The 6,816-nt window shown below is 69.2% G+C and carries 4 protein-coding genes and 1 pseudogene; 3 read left to right on the forward strand and 2 right to left on the reverse strand.

Annotated elements, in window-relative coordinates:
- The 3 genes and pseudogenes from AOK23_RS34325 to AOK23_RS34335 all read left to right on the forward strand — a co-directional run.
- Positions 1-271, forward strand: a pseudogene (locus AOK23_RS34325) (hypothetical protein); the annotation flags it as partial.
- Between the two features lie 9 nt (positions 272-280).
- Positions 281-970: a class F sortase gene (locus AOK23_RS34330; protein WP_055716442.1), complete on the forward strand. Its 690-nt coding sequence runs from the start codon at positions 281-283 to the stop codon at positions 968-970.
- A gap of 182 nt (positions 971-1,152) precedes the next feature.
- On the forward strand, positions 1,153-2,172 hold the full coding sequence (locus AOK23_RS34335; RefSeq protein WP_063791456.1) for a glycoside hydrolase family 6 protein: 1,020 nt from the start codon (positions 1,153-1,155) through the stop codon (positions 2,170-2,172).
- 243 nt (positions 2,173-2,415) lie between these two features.
- On the opposite strand, the gene glxA is transcribed toward AOK23_RS34335, so the two are convergent.
- Positions 2,416-4,353: a radical copper oxidase GlxA gene (gene glxA / locus AOK23_RS34340; RefSeq protein WP_055716444.1), complete on the reverse strand. Its 1,938-nt coding sequence runs from the start codon at positions 4,351-4,353 to the stop codon at positions 2,416-2,418.
- Positions 4,350-6,341 (reverse strand): glycosyltransferase family 2 protein, encoded by a 1,992-nt coding sequence (locus AOK23_RS34345; RefSeq protein WP_055716445.1) that lies wholly within the window; start codon positions 6,339-6,341, stop codon positions 4,350-4,352. The genes glxA and AOK23_RS34345 overlap by 4 nt, the downstream gene beginning before the upstream one ends.
- Positions 6,342-6,816 lie beyond the last annotated feature (475 nt).

The following is a 6,816-nucleotide window of genomic DNA, read 5'->3' on the forward strand; positions in this document are numbered from 1 at the left end:
CTCCGCCTCCGCCCGGCCCACCGGGCGGCCCTCGGCGCCCGCCTCCCCGGTCGCCCCCGTCCGCGCGGGCGGCGGCGGAGCGGCCGCGCTGCTCGCTGCGCACCCGGTGGCCTCCGCGGACGCCGCCGCCTCGGCGGACGGCGTCAACTCCATGGACTCCCGCAACACCGGGCCCGGCGCCCGGCAGGCGGTGATCGGCCTGGTCCTCGCCGGTGTCGCGGCCTCGGTCGTCGTGGTGCGCGGCGCCCGCCGGGGCCGGGGCACGAAGTAAGGGGTCGCCGTGTCCGGTCAGGACTACTCCGACATCGGCGAGAGCGGCGGCGGTACGAGCGCCGGCCGGTTCACCACCGGTGTCGCCTGGGCCGTACTGCTGCTCGGCCTGTGGCTCTGGGGCCGCGAGGTCACCGACGTACGGCAGGGCATGGCGGCGCCGACCACCGGTGACGTGGCCGCCGTCGGCAGGCCGGCGCAGGCCGAACTCCCGCCCGCCGTAGAACCGTTGAAGGGCGCGCGCCCCCAGCGGCTCGACATCCCCGCGATGGGGGTGCAGGCCCCGGTCGTGGCACGCGGCCTCGACGTCGACGGGGCGATCGACCCGCCCTCCTTCGACCAGCCGGGCGTCGTCGGCTGGTACGCCGCCGGAACCCGGCCCGGCGCACCCGGGACCGCGCTGTTCGTCGGACACGTCGACACCGAGAGCCGCCCCGCCGTCTTCTACAAGCTCAGCACCCTCGGGCTCGGCGAGCTGATCCGCGTGGCCCGCGACGACGGCACCGTCGCCGAGTTCACCGTGGACGACGTGCGGGTCCTCCGCCGCGACGACTTCGACGCCGGACAGGCCTACGGCGTACGGCAGTCGGGCCGCGCCGAACTCCGCCTGGTCACCTGCGGCGGGACCTTCGACAAGAAGAGCCGCACCTACACGGCGAACGTCGTCGTCTCCGCGTACCTCAGCGGCAGCCGCCGCTGAACCACCGGCACACGGTCCGGCACATGGTCATCCGGGCAGCCCGCGCCCTCGTTCGCAGGCGGTTTCCGTCCGACGTGGTCAGGAGACAACAGCTCTCGGTCAGGCGGCGGCATCCTCGTGGGCGAGGCGGGAAATATGCCAGGATTGGCCCTTACGACACGGTGCACCCAAGGGGGAGTTGGATGTACGCCAGTAGGGGGGCCGGAGTCCGGGCGTCCGTGGCGGTGGCGGGGGCCACGCTGCTGCTCGCAGGCTGTTTCGGGGGAGACGGCGAAGGCGAGGACGACAAGACCACGGGCTCCGGGATCACCCAACAGCCGAGCGGGACGGACCCGTTCTGGGTCAACCCGGACGGGAACGCGGCGGCCCAGGTCGCCGCCTACGAGAAGGCGGGCAAGGACGAGAACGCCGAGCTGATCCGCAGGATCGCCGAACAGCCCACGGGCGAGTGGATCGGCCCCGAGAACCCGGAGCGGGAGGCCAAGGGCTTCACCGAGGCGGCGAAGAAGGCCGACCGGGACGCCCTCCTCGTCCTCTACAACATCCCGCACCGCGACTGCGGCCAGTACTCGGGCGGCGGCGCGGCCGACGGCGACGCGTACCGGGCATGGATCGACGGCATCGCCCGGGGTATCGGGGACCGCCCGGCCACGGTCGTCCTCGAACCCGACGCGGTCCTCCACGTGGTGGACGGCTGCACGCCGGGCGAGTTCCACGGGGAGCGGTACGACTTGCTCAAGGGCGCGATCGAGAGGCTCGGCGCGCTGAAGAACACGAAGGTGTATCTGGACGCCGGGAACGCGGGGTGGAGCGAGGCCGACAAGATCGCCGAGCCGCTGAAGTGGGCCGGCATCGACAAGGCCGACGGGTTCGCCGTCAACGTCTCGAACTTCTACACGACCGAGGACTCCGTCCGGTACGGCAAGCAGCTGTCCGCGAAGGTCGGCGGCAAGCCGTTCGTCATCGACACCAGCCGCAACGGCAACGGCCCCTACACCGGGGGCGACAAGGACGAACAGTGGTGCAACCCGCCGGGGCGGGCGCTGGGGGAGACGCCGACGACGAAGACGGCGGATCCGCTGGTGGACGCGTATCTGTGGGTCAAGCGGCCGGGGGAGTCGGACGGGGAGTGCAAGGGCGGGCCGAAGGCGGGGGAGTGGTGGCCGGAGTACGCACTGGCGTTGGCCAAGGCGTCTGACTGAGAGCCGGGCCCTCATAGCTCGGGGGTGCGTGTTCGTTGGCGGGTGCGGGTGGTGTGTGGTTCCTCGCGCAGTTCCCCGCGCCCCCGAAGGCTTCGGGCCTGAGGCCCGGCCTTCGTCGGAAAAGCACGGGGCCACAGGCCCCTGCTTTTCCAGGGGCGCGGGGCGGTGACACATGCGGCTCCGCCGCGTGGGCGCGATCAGCCCCCACGCACCCGCACCCGGACCACAGAACCCGGCGGAGCCCTACGGCACCTTCACCCACCGCGCCTTGCTCGGTGTTCCCGCCGCGTCCGTCACGAACAGCATGTACCAGCCGGACTGCACGAGATTCCGGTTCTTCGGCACCGTCACCGTGACGCTGTCGCCGGACGTCGTGAAGTCCACCGCGATGGACTTCTGGTCGACATCGGTGACATGCGTCGACGCACTCGGCCGGATCAGCCGCGCCGACTTGATGGACGAGGCGTGCCGCGTCCCGAACGTCGCCTTCCCGCCGCGCGCGACCGTCTTCGGTCCGCCCGACAGCGTCGGCCGTCCGTTCCGGTACAGATACGGCGGCGTGTAGATCTCGACGCGCTGCTCGAACTCCCCCGGCTTGGTGTTGGCCTTGTCGGCGTACAGGGAGTCCGACCCGAAGAAGACGACCCGACCGTCGGGCAGCAGGATCGACCCGGAGTGGTAGTTGCGGCCGACCAGCGGATCGGCGACCCGGCGCATCGTCCCGGTGCGCGCGTCGTAGATGCGTGACTGGAGGATGTTGGAGTCGCCGCGGCCCCGGTAGTCCTGCGAACCGCCGGAGATGAGGACGGTGTCGTCGGGCAGGATCGAGGACTGCGGATACCGGGTGCCCTTGTCGAGACGCGGTCCGTCCACGAAGCGCGGGCTGTCGTCCAGCAGGTCGACGATCCGGGTCCGCCGACTGGACCGCTCCGACTCACCGACCCCGCCGCCGCCGATCACCATGTACTTCTCCTTCTGCGCCGGCGGCAGCAGCACCGTCCCCGCGGTCTCCAGCAGCTTGCCGTCGCTCATGCCGGGGATCTTGGTGAACTTGTTCGTCCTCAGGTCCCACACGCCCGGCTGTCGGCCCACGTCGTCCGGGCCGTACCCGGCGTTCGCGCCCGAGTAGAACAGCTTGCCGTTCTGCATCAGGGAGATCGCCGGATACGTCGGGAACTGCCGGACGCCCTTGGTGTACGTCCACTTCCGGGTCGCGGGGTCGTAGACCTCGTTCTTGCCGGGGACCAGTTGGCCGATCTCGTCCAGCCCGGAGAGGCTGAGGACCGTGCCGTCGGTGAGCGTCGTCAGCGTCGGGTACCAGCGGGCCTCGTTCATCGGGTCGACCTTGATGTACCGCTCCGCGACCGGGTCGAACTCGTAGGCGTCCCTGATGCCCTGGAAGTCCTTCTTGTCGAGGGCGAGCTTCTGCGCGATGCCGTAGGTGTTGCGGGCGTCGGCGCCCTTCAGGCCCACGATCCGGTAGTTGTCCTCGGTGCCCGTCTCGTACCGCTTGCCGCTGCGTTCGGCCTCGACGTAGGCGCGCGCGATCCCCGGCTTGTTGCCGGTGAACTTCCCGGTGTCCGGGTCGAAGGTCTTGGTGGCCTTCTTGATCTCGACCTCGTCCTTCAGGACGAACGTCCTGCCGTTCTCCTTGCCGACGAACCGTGTCCCCGGCCTCAGCTCCACCTTCTTGTCGGGGTTCTCGTTGTGGATGATCATCAGGCCGCCGGCCTTGGTGACATCGCCCTTGAGCTTCTCGTAGCGCTTGGTGCCGCCCGCGATCAGCAGCCGCCCGTTGGACAGCTGGGTGTGCCCGGTGCAGAACAGGTCGGCCGGGGTCGGAACCCGCTTGATCGTCTGATTGACCGGGTCCCAGACGCGGGTGTCGAACTTCTTGTCGTCGAAGTTGTCCTGGTCGTTGCCCGACCCCGCGATCAACAGGACCTTGCCGGTGTGCAGGAGCGCGGCGTGGATCGTGTTCTGCCGGTACTTCTTCGGGAACTCCACGATCTGCCAGTGCCCGTTGGCGGCCTTGTACTCAGGTCGGTTGATCTTGTACTGGTGGTACTGCTCGGTGCCGAAGCGGTACAGCCACGGCCCGTTCATCCCGGCCAGCGCGAGGACCACCGCCCCGCCGATCGCGAGGCGACGGGCGCGGCGGTGGCCTGCACGGTCCTTCATTCCTTACGTCCCCCAAGTCCGCCCAGGGCGATCTGCATGGTCTGGTCGCTACCCCCGCCGCCCGATCCGGACGCGGCCCAGCTCGGCTTGTGCTGGGGAGCGTGCGGCGCGTGTGGGGCGTGCGGTGCGTGGGGCGGCGCGTGCGGCGTGGGAGCCGCCTCGGGCGGAGCCACCATCGACCCTTGCAGTTCGGCCGCGGCGGCGGCCTTCTTCCTGTCCTGGCGCAGCATGTGGCGCCAGACGAAGATCGGCAGCGCGGTGATCAGCAGGGCGAACGTGGCCCAGATGATCATCGCCGGGTGCGCGTGCCCGTAGACGAGGCCGGCGGCGATCGAGCCACCGAAGATCGCGATGAAGTACCAGTGGTACCGGAAGGTGCCGAACCACCGGTCGGGGCTGGCCGAGTCGCCCTTGGGCGTGACCACGAACTTGCTCTTGCGGCGCAGCGCCGAGTCGATCAGCGCCTTCGCGTACAGCGGCGCGGACAGCGCGGACATCACCATGCCGGCCACACCGCCGGAGCCCTCGGGCTCGTGCGGGGAGACGTTGTGCCTGCGGTTCCAGACGTACAGGCCTATCTGGAGCGCCGAGGCGTTCCCGTAGAGCATCAGCCACACCGTGGGGTCGATGTTCACGCCCGACGCGCCGAGGCCCAGGAAGAGGGCGCAACTCAGCGCGGCGAGGATCCAGTTGAGGGCGGACATCGGGTAGAAGATGATCATCATGGTGTAGTTGAAGAGCTTGGTCGGCGGCAGCGAGTACCAGCCCTTCCAGTACTGCTTGAGGATCGTCTCGTACGTCCCGCGCGACCAGCGCATCTGCTGGGTGAAGAAGTCCGTCCAGGCGCTGGGCCCCTCGCCCACCGCGAGCACGTCCGGCGTGTACACCGAGCGCCACTTGCGGCCCGTCACCGGGTTCTTGTGGCGGTGGATCTCGAAGCCGGTCGCCATGTCCTCGGTGATCGAGTCGTAGAGCCCGCCGATCTGCTTGAGGGCCTTGATGCGTACGGCGTTCGACGTGCCCACGAACATCGGGGCGCCGTAGCGGTTGCCGGCGCGCTGGATCAGCGCGTGGAAGAGGAACTGCTGCGACTCGGCGGCCTTGGTGACGAAATTGTCGTAGTTGCCGTACACCTGGGGGCCGATGACGAAGCCGACGTCGGGGTCGCGGAAGAAGCCGAGCATCCGCTCCAGGTAGTTGGGCAGCGGTACGTGGTCGGTGTCGACGGAGGCGAAGTAGTCGTAGTCGTCACCGTGGGCGTCGAGCCAGGCGTTGTAGTTGCCGTGCTTGGTCTTGGCGCGGTGCGGGCCCTTGGGCTGGTTCCACTTGGCGATGCCCTTGCGGGAGAAGTGGTGCACGCCGAGGCGCGCGCAGACCGCCTTCACCTCCGGGTCGTCGCCCTCGTCGAGGAGCCACACGTGCAGCAGCCCGCGGTGGCGGAGCCTGACGGCGGCCTCCAGGGTCTTCGTCACCATCTCCAGCGGCTCCTTGCCGGGCACGAAGGAGGTGAGGAAGGCGACTCTGGTCCCGACCTCGGGGACCACGGGGATCGGGTCCCGGGCGACCAGCGTGGCGTGCGCGTTGGACAGTACGTTCATACAGCGGAAGAACTCGATCAGGCCGATCGAGACCAGCATGACCATGTCGAGGGCGGGCAGGAACTCGTACTCGACGTAGTCGCGCTTGGTCCAGTGCTCCGGCTGGAGCAGCCAGGTGAGCAGGACCAGGGAGAGCAGCGGGGCGGCGGCCAGCATCAGGGCGACCCTCAGGCGGTGCGGCTCCTGGGAGATCAGGGAGCGGTACTGCACCGTGTAGGGCTTGCCCGGATCGGGCTGGGTGAGGGGCCCCGCGAGTCGGCTGTAGTGCTCGTAGTCGTATCTCGGAAGTGTCTTCCTCAGCTTTCGGAAAGTGCCGGTCCGGTGCGACGGGACCTTCAGTTGTGTCGTGTCGGACGGGTCGGAGTTATGCCGGGCGCCCGTCGGCGTCATGAGTCATTCCCCCCGCACACACGTTCGTGTGTGTTAGTCGGTCTTCCGCCCGCTTCGGTCCCCCTCGACCGTTACGGACGCATCGGTGGCGGATCGTCGCCGCCACCATGTGATCTACACCATGGAGACACGGGACGGCGAACCTTCCGGTTCCTTCGATGCCCCCCAGGCATTCGTTCGAGAGTCCGCGCGTCGCGGCGTCGCCGGGCGGCTATGATCCCCACCCGCCCACGAGCGCAAATCGCCCACGCCTCCCTCAACTGCCATGTATCCGCAGTCCCTTGAGGGCCCAGGGTTCTACGGTGCTCCTCTTGATCGCAAGACGGAAACGCGGTGTTTACCGGTCATACGCGGTGTTTGGGGCGTCAGTGGAGGATCTGTGAAACCTGGGGCGCTTTGCGAGGGTGCGGGGGTATGCGAAGAGGCCCCTCGCTGCTGCGAGGGGCCTCTTCGGTGGTGCGCCGCCAGGGACTCG

The organism is Streptomyces torulosus (genome assembly GCF_001419765.1).
GTDB classification, from domain to species: Bacteria; Actinomycetota; Actinomycetes; order Streptomycetales; family Streptomycetaceae; genus Streptomyces; species Streptomyces torulosus.